This window comes from Alcaligenes faecalis (assembly GCF_005311025.1).
GTDB lineage: Bacteria > Pseudomonadota > Gammaproteobacteria > Burkholderiales > Burkholderiaceae_B > Alcaligenes > Alcaligenes phenolicus.
In genome coordinates this window covers 1,383,827-1,404,775 of record NZ_CP031747.1, presented here as the reverse complement: position 1 = coordinate 1,404,775, position 20,949 = coordinate 1,383,827, and the positions used below count along the sequence as shown (strand labels likewise).

The 20,949-nt window shown below is 56.8% G+C and carries 18 protein-coding genes and 1 riboswitch; of the genes, 5 read left to right on the top strand and 13 right to left on the bottom strand.

What is annotated here, in order from left to right:
* Position 1: 1 nt before the first annotated feature.
* Complete coding sequence (gene metH / locus D0C27_RS06370; protein ID WP_137430648.1) at positions 2–3,775, bottom strand: methionine synthase; 3,774 nt, start codon at positions 3,773–3,775, stop codon at positions 2–4.
* A 142-nt stretch (positions 3,776–3,917) separates the two neighbouring features.
* A riboswitch (cobalamin riboswitch) is annotated at positions 3,918–4,082 on the top strand.
* Positions 4,083–4,152: 70 nt separating this feature from the next.
* Between metH and D0C27_RS06365 the strand changes: the two genes are divergently transcribed.
* Positions 4,153–6,018 (top strand): TonB-dependent receptor domain-containing protein, encoded by a 1,866-nt coding sequence (locus tag D0C27_RS06365; RefSeq protein WP_137430647.1) that lies wholly within the window; start codon positions 4,153–4,155, stop codon positions 6,016–6,018.
* 187 nt (positions 6,019–6,205) lie between these two features.
* Positions 6,206–7,147, top strand: coding sequence for an ABC transporter substrate-binding protein (locus tag D0C27_RS06360; protein ID WP_240688324.1), 942 nt, complete (start codon positions 6,206–6,208; stop codon positions 7,145–7,147).
* 18 nt (positions 7,148–7,165) lie between these two features.
* Here D0C27_RS06360 and D0C27_RS06355 read toward each other — a convergent pair whose 3' ends face one another.
* The 12 genes from D0C27_RS06355 to D0C27_RS06300 all read right to left on the bottom strand — a co-directional run bounded on the left by D0C27_RS06355 (position 7,166) and on the right by D0C27_RS06300 (position 17,923).
* Positions 7,166–9,589 (bottom strand): TonB-dependent siderophore receptor, encoded by a 2,424-nt coding sequence (locus tag D0C27_RS06355; RefSeq protein WP_240688323.1) that lies wholly within the window; start codon positions 9,587–9,589, stop codon positions 7,166–7,168.
* Between the two features lie 63 nt (positions 9,590–9,652).
* Positions 9,653–10,630, bottom strand: a complete 978-nt coding sequence (locus D0C27_RS06350) for a FecR family protein (protein ID WP_137430646.1) — start codon at positions 10,628–10,630, stop codon at positions 9,653–9,655.
* A 5-nt stretch (positions 10,631–10,635) separates the two neighbouring features.
* Complete coding sequence (locus tag D0C27_RS06345) at positions 10,636–11,148, bottom strand: sigma-70 family RNA polymerase sigma factor (protein ID WP_035270353.1); 513 nt, start codon at positions 11,146–11,148, stop codon at positions 10,636–10,638.
* A gap of 14 nt (positions 11,149–11,162) precedes the next feature.
* Positions 11,163–11,417, bottom strand: a complete 255-nt coding sequence (locus D0C27_RS06340; RefSeq protein WP_137430645.1) for a hypothetical protein — start codon at positions 11,415–11,417, stop codon at positions 11,163–11,165.
* Between the two features lie 11 nt (positions 11,418–11,428).
* Positions 11,429–11,746, bottom strand: coding sequence for a hypothetical protein (locus D0C27_RS06335; RefSeq protein WP_035270349.1), 318 nt, complete (start codon positions 11,744–11,746; stop codon positions 11,429–11,431).
* 388 nt (positions 11,747–12,134) lie between these two features.
* The gene (locus tag D0C27_RS06330) at positions 12,135–13,853 is read right to left on the bottom strand and encodes a porin (RefSeq protein WP_137430644.1); all 1,719 of its coding nucleotides are present in this window, start codon (positions 13,851–13,853) and stop codon (positions 12,135–12,137) included.
* 145 nt (positions 13,854–13,998) lie between these two features.
* Positions 13,999–14,901, bottom strand: coding sequence for a CorA family divalent cation transporter (locus tag D0C27_RS06325; RefSeq protein ID WP_009458713.1), 903 nt, complete (start codon positions 14,899–14,901; stop codon positions 13,999–14,001).
* Positions 14,898–15,851 (bottom strand): magnesium transporter CorA family protein, encoded by a 954-nt coding sequence (locus tag D0C27_RS06320; protein ID WP_088452034.1) that lies wholly within the window; start codon positions 15,849–15,851, stop codon positions 14,898–14,900. The genes D0C27_RS06325 and D0C27_RS06320 overlap by 4 nt, the downstream gene beginning before the upstream one ends.
* 3 nt (positions 15,852–15,854) lie before the next feature.
* A complete protein-coding gene (locus D0C27_RS06315) occupies positions 15,855–16,154 on the bottom strand; it encodes a hypothetical protein (protein ID WP_009458709.1) in 300 nt (99 codons plus the stop codon).
* Between the two features lie 43 nt (positions 16,155–16,197).
* A complete protein-coding gene (locus D0C27_RS06310; protein WP_009458707.1) occupies positions 16,198–17,136 on the bottom strand; it encodes a CorA family divalent cation transporter in 939 nt (312 codons plus the stop codon).
* Positions 17,133–17,471, bottom strand: coding sequence for a hypothetical protein (locus D0C27_RS06305; RefSeq protein ID WP_179136473.1), 339 nt, complete (start codon positions 17,469–17,471; stop codon positions 17,133–17,135). Before D0C27_RS06305 ends, D0C27_RS06310 begins: the two co-directional genes overlap by 4 nt.
* Positions 17,472–17,581: 110 nt before the next feature.
* Positions 17,582–17,923 (bottom strand): hypothetical protein, encoded by a 342-nt coding sequence (locus D0C27_RS06300; RefSeq protein ID WP_009458705.1) that lies wholly within the window; start codon positions 17,921–17,923, stop codon positions 17,582–17,584.
* A 595-nt stretch (positions 17,924–18,518) separates the two neighbouring features.
* Between D0C27_RS06300 and D0C27_RS06295 the strand changes: the two genes are divergently transcribed.
* Genes D0C27_RS06295 through D0C27_RS06285 form a run of 3 tightly spaced genes read left to right on the top strand, consistent with a single transcriptional unit; the run spans position 18,519 to position 20,887 of the window.
* A complete protein-coding gene (locus tag D0C27_RS06295; RefSeq protein WP_137430643.1) occupies positions 18,519–19,325 on the top strand; it encodes a thiazole synthase in 807 nt (268 codons plus the stop codon).
* Between the two features lie 7 nt (positions 19,326–19,332).
* Positions 19,333–20,151, top strand: coding sequence for a bifunctional hydroxymethylpyrimidine kinase/phosphomethylpyrimidine kinase (thiD, locus tag D0C27_RS06290; RefSeq protein WP_022983636.1), 819 nt, complete (start codon positions 19,333–19,335; stop codon positions 20,149–20,151).
* Positions 20,152–20,191: 40 nt separating this feature from the next.
* Entirely contained in the window at positions 20,192–20,887 is a 696-nt protein-coding gene (locus D0C27_RS06285) for a 5'-methylthioadenosine/adenosylhomocysteine nucleosidase (protein WP_035270343.1), read from the top strand.
* The last annotated feature ends 62 nt before the right edge of the window (positions 20,888–20,949 follow it).

Genomic DNA, 20,949 nt, shown 5'->3' with positions numbered 1-20,949 from the left:
ATCAGCCTAATACGCCCGACAAGGTGCGGCGTACGTCTTCTTCCGTACGACCACTGCGCTGGATATAGTCTTGCAACTGGTCTTCACCAATATTGCCCACGTTGAAGTACTTGGACTGCGGGTGGCTGAAGTAGAAGCCCGACACACTGGAAGCCGGAATCATGGCGTAGCTGTCGGTGATGAACATCTCGATGTCTTCACACTGCAGGACACGGAACATATCGTGCTTGACCACGTGTTCCGGGCAGGCCGGATAGCCGGGTGCAGGACGAATGCCCTGGTATTTCTCGTCGATCAGCTCTTCGTTGGACAGGCGCTCGTCGGTGACATAGCCCCACAAGTCGGTACGTACGCGAGCATGCAGACATTCGGCAAAGCCCTCGGCAAAACGGTCGCCCAGTGCCTTGATCATCAAGTCTGAGTAATCGTCGCCGGCAGCCTGGAAGCGCTCGGACAGTTTGTCTACGCCAATCCCGCCAGTAACCGCAAACATGCCGATGTAATCGGCCACGCCGCTTTCTTTCGGAGCAATGTAGTCAGCCAGACACTTGCTATCCACGCCTTCACGCTTGACGCCTTGTTGGCGCAGGTTGCGCCAGGTGAACAAGACTTCGCTGCGCGATTCGTCCGAGTAGACCTCGATATCTTCGCCGTTGACGGTGTTGGCGGGGTAGAACGCAATCACACCGTTTGCCGTCAACCAGCGTCCTTCAATGACTTTCTTCAACATGGCCTGCCCTTCGGCAAACAGCGTCTTGGCCTGCTCGCCCACCACCTTGTCTTCCAGAATGGCCGGATACTTGCCGAACAAGCTCCAAGTCTGGAAAAACGGCGTCCAATCGATGAACTGGGCAATATCGGCCAAGTCGTAGTTTTTGAAGGTGCGGCGGCCAATGAATTTAGGGCGTGGCGGCACGTAAGTGGACCAGTCAATGGCAGGCTTGTCTTCGCGCGCTTTTTCCAGCGAGATCAAAGGCGTGGCTTTACGATTGGCATGGCGCTGGCGCACTTGCTCGTATTCCTCGCGCACTTCGGCCAAAAACTCTTCCACATTGTCCGACACCAATTGGGTAGCCACACCCACGCAGCGGCTGGCGTCCGGAGTATAGATAACCGGGCCGTCGTAATGCGGGGCGATCTTCACCGCCGTATGCACGCGGCTGGTGGTTGCGCCGCCAATCATCAAAGGAATATTGCGCTCACGGAAGTACGGGTCGCGCTGCATCTCGGAAGCGACATAGGCCATTTCTTCCAGGCTGGGAGTAATCAGGCCGGACAAACCCACGATATCGGCCTCCACTTCTTTGGCCTTGGCGAGGATCTCGGCACAAGGCACCATCACGCCCATATTGACCACTTCAAAGTTATTGCACTGCATCACCACGGACACAATGTTCTTGCCAATGTCATGGACGTCGCCCTTCACCGTGGCAATCACCATGCGGCCTTTGGAGCGCACATCACCACCTGCGGCCTCGATCTGGCGCTTTTCTTCTTCGATAAAGGGAATCAGGTGGGCCACGGCCTGTTTCATTACACGCGCGGATTTCACCACCTGCGGCAGGAACATCTTGCCCTGACCGAACAGGTCGCCCACCACGTTCATGCCGTCCATCAAGGGGCCTTCAATCACGCTGATGGGGCGACCACCCTGGGCATCGATCTTCTGACGAACTTCTTCCGTATCTTCCACGATGAAGCTGGTAATGCCATGCACCAAAGAGTGGATCAGACGCTGTTCGACGGTGGTTTCACGCCAGCTCAGGTCTTCCTCTTTCTTGGCGCCGGAGCCTTTGACGCTCTCGGCCATTTCCACCAGACGCTCGGTGGGGGTACGTTCGTCAGCCGGATCGGTTTTTCCTTTGGGCTCGGCACGATTCAGAATCACGTCTTCGATCAAGTCGCGCAGATGCGGTTCAATATCGGCGTACACACCCAACTGACCGGCATTCACAATACCCATGGTCAGGCCTTCCTGGATCGCGTAGTACAGGAAGACGGTGTGGATGGCCTCGCGCATGGCTTCGTTGCCACGGAAGGAGAAACTGACGTTGGAAATACCACCGGACAAGCGTGCATGCGGCAGATTCTTGTGAATCCAGCCAACACCGCGAATAAAGTCCAGACCGTAAGTCGCATGTTCGTCCATGCCGGTTGCAACAGCAAAGACGTTGGGGTCGAAAATAATGTCTTCAGGTGGGAAACCGACTTCGTCCACCAGCAAGCGATAAGCGCGCTCACAAATCTCCACCCGGCGCTCGTAACTATCAGCCTGACCTTGCTCGTCAAACGCCATCACAACAATGGCAGCACCGTATTTACGACACAGACGGGCATGTTCCAGGAACGGCTCAATGCCCTCTTTCATGGAAATCGAGTTCACGATGGCCTTGCCTTGAACACAACGCAAACCGGTTTCGATCACATCCCACTTGGAGCTGTCGATCATGATGGGCACGCGGGCAATATCCGGCTCGGAGGCAATCATGTTCAGGAAACGATGCATACAGGCTGCCGAGTCCAGCATGCCTTCGTCCATATTGATGTCGATAATCTGTGCACCGTTTTCCACCTGCTGACGGGCCACCGACAAGGCTTCTTCGTAGTTTTCTTGCTGAATCAGGCGCAAGAAAGCCTTGCTGCCCGTGACGTTGGTACGTTCACCCACGTTCACAAACAGGGTTTCTTCGTCAATATTCAGTGGTTCCAGACCCGACAAACGGGTTTTGACAGGAACTTCAGGAACAATGCGGGGAGGCAGCTTGCGGCACAGCTCGGCAATGGCGGCAATGTGCTCTGGCGTTGTGCCACAGCAGCCACCCACCATATTCACCAAACCGGCTTGCGTGAATTCTTGCAGCAGGCTGGAGGTATCGGCAGGCGTCTCGTCAAAGCCGGTCTCCGCCATGGGGTTGGGCAAACCGGCGTTGGGGTAGACACACACATAGGTGTCACAAATCTTGGACAGCTCGGCCACGTAGGGGCGCATCAAGGCAGCGCCCAAGGCACAGTTCAGGCCAATCGTAATAGGACGGGCATGACGCATGGAGTTCCAGAAGGCCTCCACGGTCTGGCCAGACAAGATACGGCCCGAGGCGTCCGTGACCGTGCCCGACACCATCACCGGAACGCGTTCACCGCGTTCATCAAAGACCGTTTCCAGAGCAAAAACAGCCGCCTTGGCATTCAACGTGTCAAAGACGGTTTCAATCAACAGAATATCGACGCCACCATCCAGCAAGGCACGCACCTGTTCGGTGTAAGCCACACGCAGTTGCTCAAAGGTGACGTTACGGGCGGCCGGGTCATTCACATCCGGGGAAATAGAAGCCGTCTTGGGCTGTGGGCCCAAGGCACCGGCTACAAAACGCGGCCACTCGGGTGTACTGAAGGCATCGCGCGCCTGACAGGCCAGTTGGGCAGACGCCAGGTTCAGGTCATAGCTGATGCCCTGCAAATCGTAGTCACCCTGGGCAATATCCGTTGCACCAAACGTGTTGGTGCTGATGACGTCGGCACCGGCAGACAGATATTTCTCGTGAATTTCACGAATGATGTCAGGGCGTACCAGCGACAGCAATTCGTTATTGCCTTTGACGTCCTTATGGTGATTCGCGAAGCGCTCGCCCCGGAAATCGGCCTCGCCCAATTTGTAACGCTGAATCATGGTGCCCATTGCACCATCCAGAATCAGAATTTGCTGCCCCAAACGGCGCGCAAACTCGGTACCACGCGAATAGGCAGAGATCGGATAAGGCAAAGCAGGATAGGACACTAAAAGCTCCGTAACACGAAACGGGACGTTGACGGCATCTGATAGCAAGAGCCGCGAGAATGGTGGATTGGCGCCACAATTGTAGCGCTTTGTACAGCGAATCCACCCTAAACACTTAACCTTTGCCCCAGCGGCATGTAACATTTTCCGCTCGGAAAGAGGTGCTTTCCGGCCCATGCAGCCCTGGGCCTGGGAAAGTCAAATGGGAAACGTGAGCGGTTCCGCCCTGGAACTGCCAAACGTGCTGCCCCCGCAACGGTACCTGCTACGCGCAAAGCCCGACACCAGCCTGCTTCTCGACCCTGAATTCATGGCCGTCCCACGGTGGGCGGCTTCGCTTACTGATGTGCGGGGACGCACATCTCACAGGAATCTCCATGACACTACTGTCCATCAGACCTTTGATGGTCGCCCTGGCGGGCGCCCTGCCTTTGATCGCCACGGCCCAAACTGCCCCTGTCGCCAAACTGGATCAAATTGTTGTTACCCCTAGCCGCATGGCTCAGCCACTGAAAAACGTGGTGGGTGACGTGACGGTAATTGATCAGGAAACTTTGCAGAAAGCGGGTCAAAGCAGTGTGGCCGAAATTTTGCAGCGTCAGCCTGGGGTGGAGATTTACACCGAGGGCGGCCCTCAAACCGTTAGTGGGGTCTATTTACGCGGCACCAACCCACAACATACGCGCGTCATGATAGACGGTATGCGCATCAATAGCTCCACCAGTGGTTCGGTGAACTGGCAAGCCTTGGACCCAGCGTTAATCGAACGTATTGAAATTGTGCGTGGAGCAGGTAGCAGCCTGTATGGCGCAGATGCTATTGGTGGTGTCATTAACATCATCACCAAAAAAGGTGGTGGTGACCGTGCCTTGAGCGCCTGGGGGAATGTTGGCATTGGGTCGCAAGACACCTTCAAAGCGAGCGCCGGGTTTTCGGGTGCGTCTCAAGGTTGGGACTACAGCCTGGCCTCCAGCTACGGCACAAGCGATGGCTTTAATGCTACTAATCCACTTGCAGGTATTTACACCTACAACCCAGACAAAAACGGCTACACCCAACACGGGCTCAGCGGTTCCTTGGGTTACGAGTGGGCACAAGGCCAGCATCTGGGCCTAACCGCTATCAACAGCTACATGGACGGCCAGTTTGACAACGGGACGTTCACTTCCCGCACCCCTAGCACCCAAACACGTCAGCAAGCCTACGGCCTGACTAGCACGAACAAATTGACTGAACTGTGGACCAGCCGTCTAAGCGCCTCACTGAGCAAAGAGACGGTAGAAAACCGCGCTTATGCTGCTCGCTACTCCACACTGCAACGCCAATACAGCTGGCAGAATGACCTAATGTTTGCGCAAGGTCACACTGTCTCCTTGCTGGCCGAGCGTCTGGAAGAGCGCATGACACACACCTCCGTACACAATAATGACCAGCGCAACACCAACGCGTTTGCTCTGATTTACCGTGGAGATATTAATCAACACCACCTGCAAGCTAGCGTACGTAATGACAATATCAGCGGATATGGCCATAAAGTAACAGGTGGTCTGGGCTACGACCTGGATATCACCAACAACTGGACAGTGGGTCTGGCCGCTAACACAGGTTTTCGTGCACCAACTTTTGCAGACCTCTACACCCCTTACGCGGCATATACGGTCGGTAGTTTTTCGGGCAACCCCAACCTCAAACCGGAAAAATCCCGCAACGTGGAAGGTCATATCCGCTACACGGATGACACCACTGAACTGGGTTTGGTGGTCTACCAAAACCGCATCAACGACCTGATCAATACCTATGCCTGTGATGCCAATTTCGACTGCACGACGACAAACACTGAAAAAGCACGTATCACTGGCCTGACCTTAACGGCTATGACACAACTGGGCGATACCACACTGAGCGCCAGTGCTGACTTCACTAACCCAAAAGATAGAAACACCGACAAGCAATTGGTACGCCGTGCCAAGCAAAACTACAAAGTGGCCGTGGAGCAAAAGTTTGGAGCGCTGAAAACTGGGGCGGAATATTTATTCGCCTCACACCGCTTTGCAAACAGCGACAACACTGAACGCTTGGGCGGTTACGGCCTGTTGAACCTGACCGCCAGCTACCCGCTGACCTCCAGCTTGGAAGCCCAACTGCGTTGGAACAACGTGCTGGACAAGGACTACACCCTGGCTCGTCTGGGCTATAACAACGCCGGCTCCAGCGTGTTCCTGAACTTTGCCTGGCGCATGTAATCAGTAAAATCAGCTTCGCTTGATTCTGGCGCGGATCTGCACAAGAGCCGCGCCATTTACTTAAAGGCGCACGATGCCCTCTTTGCCTGCGACTTGTCGTCTTCAGCACTCAAAGCGCTCTGTCTGGAGCGGATTGGGGCTATGGGGTTTGCTTTGCCTGTTCGCCCTGCTTTTGGGATTTCCCATCTTGACGCAAGCGCAAGAGCAAGACCCGCTGCTGTCACAGGCGCAGTCTCAAGCACAGCCCGAGACACAGACAAGCACAGAGCAAAGCACTCAAGAAGTACAGAGCAAGCAGCAAGATAAAACAATACAAAAAGCCGCGACAGAACAAGCAGTCCAACCCCCACAAACTGTCGCTCCAGCCCGCGCGATTAGTCTGGCCCCTCACATCACTGAGATCCTGTTTGCCGCCGGTGCTCAAGATCATTTGATCGCCGTGGACAGTTCCAGCGACTACCCTTCAGCTGCCAAGGAGCTGCCCCGCATTGGTGACGCCTTGCGCGTGAACCCAGAACGGCTGCTGGAGCTCAAACCTGATCAAGTCTGGGCCTGGCAGGCCAACCAGATCGGGCCTGAACTACAGCGCCAGCTACAGCAAACCCATATCAGCCTGATCTTTGCCGCCCCTGAAAAACTGGACGATATTCCCGCCTTTGTCCGTCTGGCAGGAGACAGTCTGGATACGGCGGAGGTGGCCATTCCGATGGCTGCTTTGCTGGACAATCAGATTGCCGCCCTGCGCCAGAACAGCCGCTTGGGCGAGACGGTCAGCGTGTTTCTGGAAATCGGCTCCGAGCCTTTGTACACCTTGGCGCGCGATCCATTGATTCAAGATGTGCTGACCACCTGCAAAGCGCAAAACATCTACGCTCGCCATGCTGCCGTCGCCCCCACCATCAGTCTGGAAGACGTACTGCACAAGCGCCCGCAAGTGGTCATCATGGCCTACCGTGATCCGGCCCAACTGCGCGCCCGCCACCTGTTCTGGGAAAAGCATCTGGGGCTAAGTCCCCACGCCTTGCTGAACCTGAACCCGGATGCGCTGTACCGCCCCGGCCCCAGGCTGATAGAGGCTACTCGCGAACTATGCGAGCAACTGGATCGCTATCGAGCCCAGGTATCCTGAGCGGTTTTCTACTTCGGCTTAGAACTGATACTTCACCGCCAGCATCATGTTGCGCGGTTCGCCCCAGGTATAGGTGCTGTACCAGGAGAACATGGAGTAATGGCGCTTGTCGAACAAGTTATTGACAGTAAAAGTGGCCGACAAATTTTTGTTGAAGCGATAGCGCGCCATCGCATCTACCAGCCAGTACCCCGAGACCGTATGCCGCACCTTACCCGGCGATCCAGGTCGACTGACATCCCCCCAGGTCTTGCTTTGCCAACGTGCACCGCCACCCAAGGTCAGGCCATTCAAGTCGCCCTCGAAATCGTAGGTGGCATAGATGTTGAACTGGTGCTCAGGCGATAAGGTCGACACCTTTTCACCATCGCGGCGCGACAGCTTGTAGGCATAGCCTGCATGCATCTGCCATTGCGGCGTTAACTGACCGGCCACTTCCAGTTCTACGCCATGAGTACGCACACCTTGAGTGGCCTCATAAGCGATACCCCCCGACGGTGTGCGCCCCCCCGTTTCCTTGCCAAAGTTATCCTGACGCAGCTGGAAGTAAGCCAGGCTGGACGTCAAACGGCCGCCCATGAATTCGCCTTTGACACCGACCTCGTAGTTATCGCCTCGCAAGGGATCCAGAGTACGACCGCCCTCGTCTTGCAAATCTTGGGGCTGGAAGATATTGGTGTAGCTGGCATAGACCGAGAAGTTGTCGTTCAGGTCATACACAGCCCCAAAGTAAGGCACCCATACACCTGTCTCGCGCATATCCAGCTTGTTGTAGTTGGCATAACGTGTACCCAGCAGCAGCTTCAAGTCATCACGCAGGTTCAGGCGCGTGCTGACGTACAAACCATTTTCTCGTGTCACTTCACGATCATCGCCCAGGTGCTTCCAGTTCATGCGCGGCCAACGGCCATCCCATTGGTAGTAATTCGAGACATCGGTATTACTGTTTTCACCGTAAGACGCATTGGTCCAGCGACGGCGCGATACGCCGCCCCCAACCACCAACTCGTGCTCGCGTCCGAACAGTTCAAAGGGGCCGGTCGCATAGAAGTCCGCCGTGTTCGAGACCGTCTTGCCCACGTAGCGCCCGGACCATAGCGACACACCTTTTCCGGTCAAAGGATCAGGGTTACCAGCGGCCGCAGCCGCCAGCTCAGAGTCATAACCATTGACCAAGCGATTGAGCTGCACCTTGGCCATCCAGCCACTGTCGAACTCATGCTCCAAAGTGGCAAAGGCCGAACGGGTGTACTGGTTCCAGCGACTCCAGCGCGTACCGTTATTAAAGGAACGGTCCATCTCGTTGAAGTGGCCCTGCGCGTCATAAATCGGGATGCCCCCCCAGGTTGATCCTTTGGGATCGTTGTCCTGCAAATCTGCACCCAGGGTCAAGCGGGTATCCGGTGTCAGGTCTGCTTCAACGATGCCGTATAACACCAAAGTCTGACGCTGGTAGTGGTCCAAATGGCTCTTTTTGTCCTGATAGGCACCAACCAGACGGCCACGTAGCGAACCTGACTCGTTCAAAGGGCCGGAGAAATCCGCTTCACTGCGGTAATTGTTCCAGGAGCCCAAGCCCGCACTGGCATATCCCTGAAACTCGTGCGTCGGCTTTTTACGAATCATATTAATAGTCGCGCCTGGGGTCCCACTGCCAGTGAGCAAACCGGAGGCGCCTTTCAATACCTCGACACGATCGTAAATCGCTGTGTCCGTGAGCGAATGGCCTGCCGAGTATGGTGAATCGCGCAAGGTAGGGATGCCATCATATTGGAAGTTCTGGACACCAAAACCGCGTGCTTCGTAAACGGTACGCTCGCTGTCATAAGTAATGATGCTCAGGCCGGGTGTATGGCGCACCACGTCATCAATACTGGTCAGGTTGAAGTCGTCCATCTTCTTGCGTGTAGTCACGCTGATGGCCTGCGGCGTCTGACGCGGAGTCAGACGCAAGCGGGTTGCCGTGGCAATCGTGCCCGCTGCATACGTGCCTGAACCTTCGGTAATGTCGCCCAGCGCATTGCGACGCACTTCAATACTGGCCAAAGACTGCACACTGGCGTCGTCCGCCAAGGTGTCGCTATCGGGCAAGGCAATCAAGACATAGCCCTGATCCCGGCTTTGCACCTGAAACGGCTGCCCAGCCAGCAAGGCGGCAAAGCCTTCCTGCACGGAATACTGTCCCTGCAAGCGCGGAGCGCGCAAACCTTGCAATCGGGAGGAATCCATCACCAGCGCTACCCCGGCCTGTTGAGCGAACTGGCTCAAGCGGCTGGCCAGATCCCCGGCTTCCAGCGCGTAGGCTTGGGTTGTCTGGGCCGAGGCCGGCGCCACGCTCAGCATCAAGGCCCCTACAAAGGCCAAGCCCAGCAGGCAGCGGCAGGTATTGGGCATGAACGGCGTCTTCACAAGCGCCAAAGGCGGCGCATTCTTCGGGACCATGAAATCTCTCCTTCTTTGGCAAGGTCTATCTGTTAAAGACGCACGAGCTCAAAAAAGCGGCAATCAAGGCCTGAAATTAATCATCAATTCTTGGTCTGACATGTTCTGCACCTGCAATCGGGGATACAAGTCCTTTAGCAAAGCCAGAGCCGACAAGGGCTTGTCGGCAGGCAAGACAGCGCTGACCGTCAAGCCTTCCATGCCTTGCGGCTTGATCTGTGTTTTGCCGGAGTACTGGCGAGTGATCTGCTCCAGAGCCTGCGTCAAAGGCACATGCTCCAGAAGCAACTGCCGCTGGTCCCAAGTGCGCATGACACGGCTTACATCGGTCTGGCGGTTCGCCCCCAGGCCTTGCGCATTGATCTGCACCTGATCGCCTGGCCCCAACTCGCGAGCGGCTTGCGGGCCCTGGGGGCGCGGATAAACCAGCACCCGAGAAGATAGCACCGTCAACAGCGTGCCTTGCGGCTGTTCCTGCACAATAAATTCAGTTCCCAAGGCTTGCGATACCGCCTGGCTGCTCAAGACCCGCAAGGGTCGATCCGGCTGCTTGGCTACCACCACCCGGACCTGCCCTTCCAGCAGCTCAATATCCCGGTACTGCTTGCTATACAAAATCTTGACCTTTGATGCTCCGGCCAACTCCAAACGAGTGCCATCCTCCAGCACCACACTGCGCCATTCTCCGGCAGCGGTCTGTACGGACTGATTGGACCAGGGCAATACAAAGGCCAGAATCGGCAAGATAAACACCACAGCCCAGAGCAGCAGCATCATGCCCTGACGCCAATCACGCAACAGCTTGGGACGCGCCGACAATCCTGCATCCAGCGCACTACGGCCAGGGGTGGTATTGGCCTGTACCGCCAGTTTTCTGACTCTGCCCAAGACCGCTTCCATACCTGCAGCCGCCGCTTCGTGACGCGGGTCCTGCGCACGCCAGGCCATGAATTCGGCTTGGGCCTGTTCGGTGAATTGTTCGGGATCAGACAAGAGCACAACCCATTGGGCGGCCTGTCGCTCTATCTCCTCGTTGGACATGGGGCTCAAGCTGGAATCAAGGTCTGAACATGGAGCAAAGCCTGCACCAGATCATTACGCACAGTGCGTTCGCTAACCCCCAAGCTCTTGGCCACGCTTGATTGCGTTTCCCCATCCAGATAGCAGCTCAGGAACACCATGCGAGCCCGCGCGGGCAACTCGTCCAAAGCCTGAGCCAACAAGGCCAGCGCCTCCAGGGTTTGGGCGCACTGCTCTGCCGAGGGTGCTTGCGCCCCTTCGGCCAAGGTCGCCTCCAAGGCTTCCAGATAGGCTTGCTCAACAGCCATGCGTCGGCTGCGATCAATTAACAGCCTTCTGGCCGTGGTAGCCAGAAACGCACGAGGATGACGTAAATGATGAACGGTAGAGGGGGCCAACAGCAGACGCACAAAGGTGTCCTGCACCAGATCTTCCGCCGTAAAGCTGCAATGCAGACGCGCGCGCAACCACCGCAACAACCAGCTACGGTGATCTTGATAGAAATCTCCCATCCCTATGGGCGCTGACGAATAGTCCATAGACCCTGATTAAACTAATCAATAATCATTCTCATTCCAAAATTATGACATGGAAAGGCAGGGATTCTGATTGCGAGCGTCGCAAGCGTCGTCTGCTCACGACAGATCATCGATGAAAACAACTGTTCGCCCTGCAGGGCCGTAAAAAAAAGAAGTGCGTTCAGGCTGCAATCAAAAAGGCGGGCATAGCTATAAAGCCATGCCCGCCCAACGATCTCTGCACAGATCATTGCCGCGGCGCCGGAGTACGCCCCGAATGTCAGGGGCATCTGCCAAGCTCTTACATCACAAAAGAAGGCAGTGTCAGCACGGCATGAGTGGGCTGGTAGCGAAAGCCTTCTACATCGTTCAGACGGGCTTTGGCACGACGGGACAGATGCTTGAGGACTTGGCTGCGCTCCACGGTGGGCAGTGTGGACAGTGCATTTTCGATGGTGCGACCGGACAGGTCATTAAGTGCGTAAGCAAACTCGCGAGCACCGTGGGTTTGCAGCAGCTCCAGCAGGTAGCCTTGACGCTGGCGGGATGCGGCCAGGCGCAGAGCGTCTTGCAGAGCGTTGTTGTGTGGGGTGGAACGAAACAGGTTGAGGCGGAACATAGCATTCTCCTTCGGACACAGGGGTCCAGAAAGAGTGCTCACCTCATCAGAGGGGCCCGCTTTGTGGTCCAGTGTCCAATTGACTGGTCATTAAGGAGGCTTGTCCTTTACAGGAACAAAGCCATAAAGAAGGATCAGGGTCCATTTACTTTTAAACGTGAGTAGTTAAAAAAGAAGGTGCAAGGGTTTTTGCACCAACAGTATTTTCGCATCTGAGTGTGGGCTTGTCCGCCAGGCATTGGCACACGTTCCATCGCCTTGCAGACATCAAATTTATACTTAGGGATATGTCTCCTGAACCGTCCCCACAAGCACTCAGCCCTGCCCGACCTTCCTGCGCCAGGGCCAGTGAGAACACGGACTCAGGTGCAGGAAACCGGCCATTTCATTAGAAGTGATGCGTCACACCCAAAGCCACACGGCTGCTACGCGGTTCGCTGGCACTGGCTGCCGTTTCCATATCAAAGCGACGTCCTTGAGCCGCAAAGGCATAGACGCTGGTTCGGGGCGACAAGGCATGCACATAGCCCACAGACATAACCTGAATGCGACGTGCGCGCTCATCGGTATCCTCCCAGGTCCAGTTCGGACGGCCCAAAGACCATTGCAGCTGGAACTCGCCCTTGCCTACAGGAATCGCCGTGCCCACATACCAGGTGTCCAGTCGGCCACCGTTGATGAACTCCGCCGGGCCCAAGCCTTCCAAGCCCTTGTCTTGCAGATGGGCAGGACCATCATCACCATTCAGGCCCACGAAGCCATTGCTCTGACGGCTCCAGCCAACTGCAAGGCGGGCTACCTCAAAGTCATAGCTCGCGCCCAATTGCCAGGCCGTAGGACGATGGGACTCGACACGACTCAAGCCCTCGTAACTGGCCCCCAACAGCCAGGGGCCGTCCTCGTAGCGCAAAGCGAGGCTATAGAGCTTGCTGCGAGACACTCCCAGGCCCTGCTCGCCCACATCCGCGCTATAGCTAGCGCCTAACTGCATACCCGCCCATTCCGGGCTGCGCCAGCTGAACTGATTGGAGATCTGGTAGTTGTCCGAAGCACGCATCAAAGCGCCCATACCAAAGTCTTTCCAGGAACCCACTTCAATGGCAGAGACAAATTCCTGGCCCACGGTGTACTGGTGTCCAAAACGCAGCTCGCCCCAGTTATCACTGCCCAGACCCAGCCAGGCCTGATAGTTGAACAGACGCCCGGAATCCTCGGCCCGGCCTGTGGCCAGATCAATACCGCTTTCCAGATTGAAGGTGGCGCGCAGCCCATCGCCCAGATCCTCATGGCCGCGAATCCCCCACAGCGAGTCCGTCTGCCCACCGCTTAATACGTCGCGCTGCGAGCCTTCACCGCTCACGCGAGTCCAACCCAAACCGGCATCCAAAGTGCCATAGAGCTGCACCGAGGTTTCAGCATGGCTGTGGCTGGGCATCATCAGCGCTCCTGCAAGACCAAACAGGGCCACGCCAGCTGCCAAAGAAGCGGCTTTGCTCAACTGAGAAGGACTGCACTCCAGCACACGACGCCAGCCGCAGGCCACAGGAACAGGTTCACGCATCAGAACTCCTAACAAGGTTTGATTACCCGTCGCCACCACCACACCTTGTGCGGTCCCGGCCACAACCCGGTCGCCCATGGCGCATGTATCGGGAGCAGCCTGCAAAATGGCGCGGTTCAGAATCAGGTGATCCTGATGGATCAAGCGCAGATCCGCCGGCACGTAATCACCGGCAGACAACAGCACGATATCGCCAGTCACGAGCATACGAGCCGGCACGCGGGACTGGTGATCCCGTGCCAGATCGTACATAGTCAAATCGCGGCGCACCTGACAGGTTTGTTTTTTCATGGTCTGGACCACTTGGGTCAGATCAGCGGGGCTGGAACGCAGTACCCGTACTTGATTGGGGCCGTTCTGTATAAGACGGCGCAACACTTCATCAAAGGCCAAGCCATGGCGCTGGGTACTCAAGGCTTGCAACACTTGTGGCACGCTGCGGGTAGCGTAGTAGCTCAGCGCACAGTGGGCGCGGCGTACCAGACGCACCGGGCTCTGGTGTACGACGGCGCTGTGATCGGGATGGAAAAACCGGCTTGCATTCATGGGTACCTCTACACATTGGTGCAGGGACGGCCACCCCGCTCTGAAAAGCTAAGGATGTGTTTACCGTCGCAGTGGAAAGACAAAAATCGCGAATTGATTCGGGTAGGAGTTAGCGCCTAACCAGGCCAGCACACAGCACTCCCCCTTAACGCAACGCGCCCGATTTCTTGATTGTCCAGATCGGTACCGCCGTCAACACCAACACGGTCACCAACTGCACCCACATGGTGCCCTCCCAAGATAACTCGGGCATGACATGGAAGTTCTGACCGTACCAGTTGATCAAGGCTGTACCGGGCACCAGCAAGGCCCACAGCACCGTAAAGACCTTGGTCACGTTCAGGTCGCTCATGGCCACGGACTCTCCGGCGGCACGCCAATGAAAACGCTGGCGTTCAATGGCGAAATGCGCACGGCGCTGCATGCCTTCAATGGCGGCAATCAGCTCGTCCACTCGGCTCAACTCCAGGCTTTTTTCCTGATACACCCAGCGGCGCAAGCGTTGTGCGGCCTGCTCCAGATCGTCAATGGAATGCATCACATGAGACAGCGGTTTGTGCAGAGTTGCCATATGGCTGTCCAGATCAATCATGTCCTCGGCACCGCGCGAATAGTCCGTGCCAACATTGGACAAAAAGCCGCGCAAGGACAGGGTCGAGACACTCAGGCCCTGATCAATACGGTCCAGCACTTGCGAGGTCTGCGCCAGCAATTGATACAGCAAAGTCAAAGCCAGGGCATGGGAGCTGGCCAAGGACATTTCCTGGGCACTCAAGCGCTCCAGAGCCTGGCCGGGACGCAGCAGACGATGGCCAGTTTCCACGGTATACAAAGGCTGATCGTCCTGCCCCAAACACCAGATCAGGTCAGACACCTGCATCTGTTCGTCACTCACTCGCACACAGCGTATGCGTGTGGCCATCCCCAGGCTGGCCTGGGCTTGTGGCAACAAATCCACGCGATACAACTTGCCCAGATCTTCCAGCGCCTGACGGTCAGGGGCCTGCAAGCGCCGCCAGGAAGCCATATCCTTGAAACGGGCCGTCATCGCATCCACCCTTTACGCTTTACATAGGCCAAGGGAGCCAAGGCAAATACGGCGGTCATGCCCATGACCAGCCACTCGCCACCGATAATTTCCAGCTCAGGCATATTGGCAAAGTTCTGGCCGTAAAACGCCGCGATCAGCGTAGGCGGCAAGAACACCGCAGTAACCACTGTAAAGACCTTGATCACCTGGTTCTGCTTCAAATCCAGCGTGGTCATCAAGGACTGCTGCAAGTTGCGGATCTTGTCGTGCTGAAAGCGGGCATAGCGACGCAAGCTTTGAATATCCGAGAGCAACATGGACAGGTTCTCTGCGCTTTCGCCACCGGGCGTACGACGCAGCCAACGGCCTGCGCGAGCCAGCATCAATTGCCCTTCCACGGTTTTGGCGACCAGTTCCTCGGCCTCACCCAGACCGATAGCGGTACTGGCAATATCCGCTACCCCGGCCTGACGGCCGGAGGTATCAAAGCCGCCACTGGCTGCCGCCACCGTATCGCTGCGCTCGTCCAGACGCCCGGCAATATCGGAAATCGTGGCACGAGCCTGGTCGTTCAGAGCCTGCAGGATCATGAACAGAATTGACGCGGGGCTGGGCGCAGCTTGTCCGGCCTCTGCCATGGCGTTCAACTGCTGGCTGACTCGCTCCAAGGTATCAACCCGCACGTCCTGCTCCACGCTGATCAGGCGGTCCTTGCTCAAGGCGAACAGCAGGCTGGTTTCGCGGTACTGCTGGCCCTGACGTATCACCATCTCCACGGGAATCAGCATAAAGCCCGCTTCTTCCGCGGCAGCACGGCCCCGTTTGACGCTCAGGTCCAGGCCCAGTTTGGCTTGCGCCTCGGCCAGTTCATCGTGCCGGCTGGCCGACAACTGCAACCATGCCGTTTTTTGCCCGTGCTTGTCGCTCAGGCTGGACACCACCGCGCCCCCCTGTTTTTTTTCAGTCATGGCTTAGTCCTCACTTTGTACCTGTTCCGCTTCCGGGGAAACCATGTAGTGGCCATACAAATGCAGACCGGCAAAACTGCCCAGAATCAGGATGTACAGCACCACCACCGCAATCATGATTTCGCGCTCGATATGTGCGGTGCGTGGGCGGTTGGCACGCGCCCGGTCAATGGCCTGACGGCGCTGCTGGACGGCCGCGTTGGAGTCCGACTGCAGGCTCAAGTCTTCATTCCAAACCAGTCCGCGTAATTTATCCGAGCCTGCCGTTGCCACCTCGGTACTGCTTTTCAGTGTGTTCAACATACGAAATTCTTCCCATTCATTTAAGTATCAAAGGCAGCGCGCTCTAGCGCAGCCAGCCCCGGTGTTTCACATAGATCAGCGGCAACATGGAGAACAAGGCAGTGGAAATAATCCCCACTATCTCGGCGTGCTCCCATTGCAGAATCGGCATATAGGCAAAGTTCATGCTGTAGTAGGTTGAAATCAGCATGGCGGGCAGGAACACGGCGGTCACCACCGAGAACACTTTCACAATCTGGTTCTGCTTCACGTTCAGCGCCATATTGTTGGTGGTCTGCAAAAGGCGGACGCGGTCGTGCACAAAGTTCACCTGCTTTTCCACGGCCTCGATGTCGTCGATCAGGGTATGAAAAACAGGCTTCAGTTTTTCCTGATCTGCGGGTAAACGCGCCAGGGCATGACGAGCAGCCATGGCCAGCTGCAATTGGCTTTCCAGGCAGTCGGACAAGAGTTCTTCTACTTCGCTCAAATCCATCTGGGTGGAGACCACATCACTGACGCCAAAGTCCCGGTCCTTGGTTTCCAGGCTGTTGAGCACGGCGTTGGTCTGAGTCAGCACTTTGCCCAGATCGTGGCTCAGGGAGTCCAGCAGTTCATCGGTAGCATCGTTAATGGATTGCAAAATCACCGCAAAGCTTTCAAAGGCATCGTTCTCGCGACCATCACGCTGCAAGCGCTGCAGGGCCTGGGCCAGTGGCTTGGGGCTGGGATCAGGTTCAATGGACACCAAGGCTTCGCGGCTCAGGATGAACACCACACGGCTGGCTTTCTTCTGACCCTTGTCCACGTTCAGAAACGTCACAGGCACAAAGCTGAAGGGGCCTTCCTGTGTGGGACTGTTCTGCAAGGTCTGTGGAATTTCCACGCCCAGCTTTTTACGAAGGCCACTGATCTGCTCGGTGGCATGGATGCTGATGCGCATCCAGTTATTGGGCTGGCCGTCGTTGCCAAAGAGCGGCGGCGTTTTACCTTGGTCCGTCATTGTTGATCTCCATCAGAACGGGTCTCTTGGGTGCTGGACGCATCGGGCGACGGCGTCGTGGTACCCATGTAAAAGCTGGAATGCGAGCCGGAGGTAGAACTGGTCCGGGTTTCCAGGTGCGAGTTGCTGAAAAACAGCCAGCTCACCACCACAATCAAAATGCCCCACGAAGACAGCAGCATGGAAAAGGACAGACGCTCGTAGCGCGACCAACGCTTGCGACCCTTGAGCGGTGCAACACTGGGGCGACGCGCCGAGCGGGTCCAGACCTGGGCGGCCAGCGAGTTGTCCTGATACGGTTTGCTGCTCAAGGAAGAGGGAATGGTTTGCGGCATAGCACTCTTTTGGGTTGATGAAAGCCACAGCAGCCGTCCATGACGGTGCGAGCCCCGCATGGGCTGGTCTGCTGTGACAGGTTGAACAGAAAAGGGGTAGGGTCCAGTGCTCAAGAGCGCTGGGGCTGGCGATACTCACGCAGCCAGTCCTGCGTGCCGTAGCGGTGCGGGAACAGGGTGAACAGGCTGGGCGACGGGCCATGAGTGCGGCGGCGACCCAAATGCCCTACTCGCACGCCGGTATGCATGGCGTTGTAGACCTGACTGCGATCAAACTCGGGAAGCATGGCCAGAACATCGGCGCGGACACGAGCCGAAAGCTCGGGCAAGGCCTGGGCAAAAGCCAGGGTGCCGTGCGAGGCCAGCAAGTCGCACACGGCGACAGGGCGGTAAGTGGCGACAGCCATACGCAAAGCGCGCTGCAAGCTATCGTGAGGGCGGGAAAACAGCATGAGATTCTCCTGGGCACACGGCCACAGAAGCGCCCCACACGTCTTAGACCGTGAGGAACCTGGAGCCGGTGCTCAATTCGCAATGGGGTTTCATGCGGACATGAAACGCGGGGCGCAACGCAAATGTGCGTCTTTCAGATTCAGGGTCAGGGCCCAAGAACGTGCTCCTTTAACAATCAAACAATGCCAATCGAACTCAAGCCCCAGGTACATCAGCACCTGAGGCTTGTGTCCGAGCGATAAAACAGAAAGAACGGATGAAATCTGCGGATCCCTCAAGAAAAATCCCGTTCTTGAGGAACAACAGAATTTTCGCATCGCAACTCTGGCAGGGCCAGCCTGCATTGGGGCCTTGCGCATGGCCTTAAACATAAGGCAAATATGCCAAGGTATATATTTGCCACAGCCACAGGCCAATCAGGCTCGCATCCGTGGCCAGCCCCCTGCCCGAGCCCAATCCCTACCGCACACCAGCAAGCCGGCATACGGGTTTTCCTGCGGGCACCGGCCAAATGGATTATTCTTGCAGTGTTTGCCCAGCAAAAAACCAATTCTTTATCCGTCAACAAAGACGGATGCGCAACAAAGCACCACCATGACCCAAACAGTGAACAACGATCCCTTTATCCTGGCCGGAACCAGCTACCAATCCCGGCTATTGGTAGGCACCGGTAAATACAAAGATTTTGATGAAACTCGTCAGGCTATTGAAGCCAGCGGCGCTGAAATTGTGACGGTGGCCATTCGCCGCACCAATATCGGCCAGAACGCCAACGAGCCCAATCTGCTCGATTACCTGCCCCCCTCCAAATACACCCTGCTGCCCAACACCGCGGGTTGCTATACCGCCGAGGACGCCGTGCGTACCTTGCGTCTGGCCCGCGAACTGCTGGACGGCCACAAACTGGTCAAACTGGAAGTGCTGGGCGACTCCGGCAATCTGTTCCCCAATATGCCCGAAACCTTGAAAGCCGCCAAAACCCTGGTGGATGAAGGCTTTGATGTGATGGTGTATTGCGCCGACGATCCTATCCAGGCCCGTATGCTGGAAGATATTGGCTGTGTAGCCATCATGCCCTTGGCCTCCCTGATCGGTTCGGGCATGGGCATCATCAACCCCTGGAACCTGCGCCTGATCATCGATCAGAGCAAGGTGCCTGTGCTGGTCGATGCCGGTGTCGGTACAGCCTCGGATGCAGCTATTGCCATGGAACTGGGCTGTGATGGTGTCCTGATGAACACCGCCATTGCCGGTGCCCGCCAGCCTGCGATGATGGCCAGCGCCATGAACCTGGCTGTACAAGCCGGTCGTCAGGCTTATCTGGCTGGCCGTGTGCCCCGCAAATACTACGATGCCGACCCCAGCTCCCCCACCGAAGGCCTGATTCACTCCCGTACCTGATTGAGACATGATTCCCAACACGCTGACCATTGCCGGGGTTGACCCCTCCGGCGGCGCCGGTATTCTGGCTGATGTCAAAGCCATGAGCGCCCTGGGTGCTTATGCCACCGCTGTGATTGCCGCTTTGACGGCACAAAATACTCAAGGGGTAACCGGTATCAGCCCGGTTCCTGCCGACTTTGTGCGCCAGCAGATTGATACGCTGTTTGCCGATGTGCGCATTGATGGTGTCAAGATCGGCATGTTGGGCCAGGAGGCCGTCACCACCGTGGTGGCCGAGCGCATGGCTCACTTCAAACCCAGGCATCTGGTGCTGGACCCGGTCATGATCGCCAAAAGCGGCGATCATCTGCTGGAAAAGTCGGCCGTCCATGCCCTGCGTGAACAGTTAGTGCCCCAGTGCACCATGATCACGCCCAATCTGCCCGAAGCCGGTGTCCTGCTGGACGCCCGCCCGGTAGAAACCGTCAAGGAAATGCGTCAGGCTGCCGAGCGTCTGCGTCGCCTGATGAATCACAGCGATCAACGCTGGGTCTTCCTGAAAGGCGGTCACCTGCCCGGTTCGGACTGCATAGACCTGCTGCACGATGGCGACAAGATGATCGAAATGCCCGCCAAACGTATTGATACTGCCAATACGCACGGCACCGGCTGCACCTTGTCGGCTGCGCTGGCCGCCCTGCTACCCCAATACAGCAATGTGCCTGACGCTGCTCTGGCTGCCAAAAAGTACTTGTACGAAGCCATTGCCCGTTCGGGTGAACTGACAGTGGGCAGCGGACACGGTCCGGTGCATCACTTCCATAAACTGTGGCCATCGTCCTGATACGTGCCGTTTGATCGGGCCGCTTGAAGGCCCCTGTCTTATGTCTACACTTGGAATTATTGTCGCCATGCGCGAAGAGCTGGAGATTGTGCTGGAGCGCTTGCAAGAGCCCCAGACCATCCAGCGCGCCGGCATGGATTTTCATCGCGGCAGCTATCTGGGCAAGCCCGTTGTGGCCGTGGTTTGCGGCGTGGGCAAGGTCAACGCCGCCGCCTGCACCCAGATGCTGATCTCGGAATTTGCCGTGGGCAGCATTATCAATATCGGCATTGCGGGTGCGGTTGAGCCCAGCATCCGGCCGGGCGATATCGTCATTGCCGATACCCTGGTCCAGCACGATGTGGAACTGAAAGCCCTGGGTCTGGCGCCGGGACAGGTTTTCCGTCTGGATACCTTCGATTTCCCCGCTGACCCCGCCCTGCTGACCGTGGCTCAAACCGCCGCCCAGCAGATCGAAGGCCACCAGGTCCATACGGGCCGAATTGTTACCGGCGACCAATTTATCGCATGTAACGATAAAATACAGTGGTTAAGCGCCACCTTCAACGCTTTAGCCTGCGAAATGGAAAGTGGCGCCATTGCCCAGGTGTGCTATCTGAACAAGGTACCTTTTGTCTGCATACGCAGTATTTCAGACAATGCCAACAGTGAAGCGCACATGGATTTTGATACCTTCTTGCCCATTGCCGTCAACAACGCCAGCACCTTGCTCCATGCAATGGTGCCGTCCTGCTAAGCCCAACTGCGCATCTTTATCGATGTGCTGGCTTATAATCGGCTCTTTGCCAAGCCTTTAGT

Excerpts from the sequence above, each read along its gene's own strand:
- D0C27_RS06365 (WP_137430647.1), top strand. The coding sequence starts at position 4,153 with ATGACACTACTGTCCATCAGACCTTTGATGGTCGCCCTGGCGGGCGCC.
- D0C27_RS06355 (WP_240688323.1), bottom strand. The coding sequence starts at position 9,589 with ATGGTCCCGAAGAATGCGCCGCCTTTGGCGCTTGTGAAGACGCCGTTC.
- D0C27_RS06350 (WP_137430646.1), bottom strand. The coding sequence starts at position 10,630 with ATGTCCAACGAGGAGATAGAGCGACAGGCCGCCCAATGGGTTGTGCTC.
- D0C27_RS06345 (WP_035270353.1), bottom strand. The coding sequence starts at position 11,148 with ATGGACTATTCGTCAGCGCCCATAGGGATGGGAGATTTCTATCAAGAT.
- D0C27_RS06340 (WP_137430645.1), bottom strand. The coding sequence starts at position 11,417 with ATGCCCCTGACATTCGGGGCGTACTCCGGCGCCGCGGCAATGATCTGT.
- D0C27_RS06335 (WP_035270349.1), bottom strand. The coding sequence starts at position 11,746 with ATGTTCCGCCTCAACCTGTTTCGTTCCACCCCACACAACAACGCTCTG.
- D0C27_RS06330 (WP_137430644.1), bottom strand. The coding sequence starts at position 13,853 with ATGAATGCAAGCCGGTTTTTCCATCCCGATCACAGCGCCGTCGTACAC.
- D0C27_RS06325 (WP_009458713.1), bottom strand. The coding sequence starts at position 14,901 with ATGACGGCCCGTTTCAAGGATATGGCTTCCTGGCGGCGCTTGCAGGCC.
- D0C27_RS06320 (WP_088452034.1), bottom strand. The coding sequence starts at position 15,851 with ATGACTGAAAAAAAACAGGGGGGCGCGGTGGTGTCCAGCCTGAGCGAC.
- D0C27_RS06315 (WP_009458709.1), bottom strand. The coding sequence starts at position 16,154 with ATGTTGAACACACTGAAAAGCAGTACCGAGGTGGCAACGGCAGGCTCG.
- D0C27_RS06310 (WP_009458707.1), bottom strand. The coding sequence starts at position 17,136 with ATGACGGACCAAGGTAAAACGCCGCCGCTCTTTGGCAACGACGGCCAG.
- D0C27_RS06305 (WP_179136473.1), bottom strand. The coding sequence starts at position 17,471 with ATGCCGCAAACCATTCCCTCTTCCTTGAGCAGCAAACCGTATCAGGAC.
- D0C27_RS06300 (WP_009458705.1), bottom strand. The coding sequence starts at position 17,923 with ATGCTGTTTTCCCGCCCTCACGATAGCTTGCAGCGCGCTTTGCGTATG.
- D0C27_RS06295 (WP_137430643.1), top strand. The coding sequence starts at position 18,519 with ATGACCCAAACAGTGAACAACGATCCCTTTATCCTGGCCGGAACCAGC.
- thiD (WP_022983636.1), top strand. The coding sequence starts at position 19,333 with ATGATTCCCAACACGCTGACCATTGCCGGGGTTGACCCCTCCGGCGGC.
- D0C27_RS06285 (WP_035270343.1), top strand. The coding sequence starts at position 20,192 with ATGTCTACACTTGGAATTATTGTCGCCATGCGCGAAGAGCTGGAGATT.